A 1,510-nucleotide genomic window follows, 5' to 3' on the forward strand; every position below is an offset into this window, starting at 1 on the left:
CGTGGGTCCCGGGCGGGATGCTCGGGGTGCTCACGTCTCACGACGAAGGAGGCCCCTCATGCAGGCAGAGTACGACGGCCGGCAGATCGTGGGTATCGATCTGCACCGGCGCCGGTCGGTGATCGTGCGGATGACCGAGGCGGGCGAGAAGCTCGACACGGTGCGGATCGACAACGACCCGGTGGCGCTGGGGTTGGAGATCGCCAAGGCCGGCCCGGATCCCGAAGTGGTCCTGGAGGCCACCTATGGCTGGTACTGGGCGGTGGATGTGCTGGCCGCGGCGGGCGCCCGGGTGCATTTGGCGCATCCGTTGGGGGTGAAGGGGTTCGCCTACCGGCGGGTGAAGAACGACGCCCGTGACGCCGCCGATCTGGCGGATCTGCTGCGCATGGGCAGGCTGCCGGAGGCGTATGTGGCCCCGCCGGCGGTGCGCGAGTTGCGGGAGCTGGTGCGGTATCGGGCCAAGCTGGTCGCCTGGCGCAGCGGGCTGAAGGCGTCGGTGCACGCGGTGTTGGCCAAACAGGGCGTGCACATCCCTGTCTCGGATCTGTTCGGCGTTGGTGGGCGGGAACTGCTGTCTCGCGCACCGTTGGACGGGGCTTATCGAGGGCGGGTGTCCTCGCTGTGCCGGCTGATCGACGCAGTCGATTTCGAGATCGACGCGGTCGCCGGGCCGATCCGGGCCAGACTCGCCGGGCACCGTGGTTACACCGCGGTCCAGGCCATCCCTGGTGTCGGTCCGGTCCTGGGGGCGGTGTTCGTCGCCGAGATCGGCGAGGTCGACCGGTTCCCCGGCCCGGCGGAGCTGACCTCGTGGGCCGGGCTGACCCCGCGGCACCGCGAGTCCGACCTTGTCGTGCACCGGGGACGGATCACGAAGCAGGGTTCGACCCTGGTGCGGTGGGCCGCGGTCGAGGCCGCCCACGGCGTCCCGCACACCGCCGCCTGGCTGACCTCCACCCGCGCCCGCATCGCTGAGCGACGCGGACGCAACATCGCCACCGTCGCGGTGGCCCGCAAGCTGCTCACCCTCGTCTACTACGGCCTGCGCGACGGGCACATCCGCGCCCTCGCACCGGCCAGGGCGGCGGCGTGAGCAGGTTCGGACGTGACCGGACGCGAGCTCGTTCTGTGTCTGACCCCCGTCGGCTGACGGCGAGGCCGCCCGCTTGATTGACCCCGTCCGGTCACGGTCGCACATCACCATGCCCCGAACCCGCAGGGCGAATGGATGACCGGCAGCCGAACCCCGGCCTGCCTCTCCGACATCGGTCGGAACTGGTGACGCGACCACCCACAACGCCTTCCGGCATCACCACGATGGCGCACACGGCACCGGCGTCAAGGCCAAGCCCTACCGGGCGGGCCTACGGCCCAACCTTGACCCCGACGCCGCGCACACGCCCGCCCGAAACTCATGCCGGAAGACGGGCAAAACAACGTCAGCAGGTCAAACCCCCAGCCTTGACCGGCCCCGCTCCTTCATGGATGACACAGAGGGGAGCCAGAT

General features: G+C 70.4%; 1 protein-coding gene. It reads left to right on the forward strand.

Annotated features, from left to right (window positions below):
• Nucleotides 1-58: 58 nt before the first annotated feature.
• Nucleotides 59-1,096 carry an IS110 family RNA-guided transposase gene (locus tag V6U81_RS29020; RefSeq protein WP_334494232.1) on the forward strand — a complete coding sequence of 346 codons (1,038 nt, stop codon included), beginning with the start codon at nucleotides 59-61 and terminating at the stop codon, nucleotides 1,094-1,096.
• Nucleotides 1,097-1,510: the final 414 nt, after the last annotated feature.

The sequence above is a fragment of the Micromonospora lacuserhaii genome (assembly GCF_036902735.1).
Taxonomy (GTDB): domain Bacteria; phylum Actinomycetota; class Actinomycetes; order Mycobacteriales; family Micromonosporaceae; genus Micromonospora.

Coding starts and splice junctions, on each gene's coding strand:
- V6U81_RS29020 (WP_334494232.1), top strand. CDS start 59: ATGCAGGCAGAGTACGACGGCCGGCAGATCGTGGGTATCGATCTGCAC.